The sequence below is a fragment of the Nostoc sp. 106C genome, assembly GCF_002154725.1.
Classification (GTDB): Bacteria; Cyanobacteriota; Cyanobacteriia; order Cyanobacteriales; family Nostocaceae; genus Aulosira.
The window spans coordinates 1-1,449 of sequence record NZ_MTAW01000215.1; the positions used below are offsets into that span (position 1 = coordinate 1).

Annotated in this window: 1 protein-coding gene; it reads right to left on the reverse strand. The window is 33.0% G+C overall.

From position 1 onward, the window contains the following. Window positions 1-47: 47 nt before the first annotated feature. Window positions 48-1,376 (reverse strand): IS701 family transposase, encoded by a 1,329-nt coding sequence (locus BV375_RS31660; RefSeq protein ID WP_086767923.1) that lies wholly within the window; start codon window positions 1,374-1,376, stop codon window positions 48-50. Between the last annotated feature and the right edge of the window lie 73 nt (window positions 1,377-1,449).

Below are 1,449 nucleotides of genomic sequence, written 5' to 3' on the forward strand. Positions count from 1 at the left end.
CCCTGTTCTGTCACTTTCCGGAGTGAGCTAGTAGTAAATAAGTTAAATTATCCAGAAGCATAACAAGGTTTAAATTGATTCATTGCAGCAATTAAATGATTGAATCCCAGCAATAAATGTGAATTGGGAAAAATATCTAGCCAAGGGTAAATTATCCAAAAAAGTAAGAGAGGTTGGATAATTAGACGCAGATTATTTAAAGTATTTTTCCATCCGCATTCATGGTTCCATTGTTTATGATTAGAAAAATCAACTGAACTATCTTCCTGTACCTCAGCCTCAATTTTAAGAGATTTATTTAAGCATATAAATGCTGGAGAATTTAAACTAATCATTGTGTAAACACAAAAAATAATTTCCCACCACCTCTCAATATGTTGGAAATTAGTAAAACGATAATCTGTCCAACCCAATTCTTGTTTACACTGTCGAAAACCATATTCTACCCATGTCCTTAATCCATATAAATCTCCTAAAGTTTTCTTGAGATTACCTTGAAGATTTGTCATTACGAAAGAAGTAGAATTTTCTGGCATCGTTTCTGGGTCAGTAGTTATTTCCCAGTAGGTTATGGCTCTTTTTTTACCATAAATTATTTCCCTAATGTATCTAGTCTCTGATTTTTGATTACTAAATGTTCTCTCAAACTTACACCATTTATTCGCCCTAACGCTCTGCCCTGCTGGCAACCAGACTCCATGATTACTTCTAATTGACACAACGTAAGGTAAGTTATATTCAGCTATTTTCCTAATAAATTGGCTACTTTCGCCATATAAGCTATCAGCCAGTACTAATTCAATATTAAATCCTGATTCAATTAACTCTGTAATAATTTCTGATGCTAACTCTATTTTAGTTTTATATTTATCTGACTCCTTTAATGTTCCTTTTGGTTTAAATACTTTTACAAGTAATGGAAAAGTTATATTGGAGTAAACTCCATAAGCATTGACTGAAACTATCCCATTATCTATTTTCCCCACGCTTCCCAAATATTGTCTAGCCACATAATCAGTCTTCTTACCTTTTTTCCTATCTCCGGTTTCATCTATTACTAGCGTAATTGCTCGACCATTTAGTATTCTCTTGATTTTATTTAATCTTCGGATTTTTAATTCATTTACTGACCAGTCTGAATAGGCTATAAAATGATGTAATGACTGGGCAGAGTTTATACTTACTACTTTTGCTATTTCTGGTAATGATTTTCTTTTTATCGTTGATATTATTCCTAAGTGTAAATATTTGAAGCACTCATAATTTCTTACTTCTTTAAATAAGTCTTTATACTCTGCACAATATTCATCTATGATGGCAACTGTTGGGTGAGCATCTCTCGCCAAATGCTTCAGGATTTGTAATTCTACATCCATTGCCCTGCTTACCTTCCAGAGTTTTTTCTTTTGATTCTTTTATTCAGAATACCCGGAAAGTGACAGAAGAGGG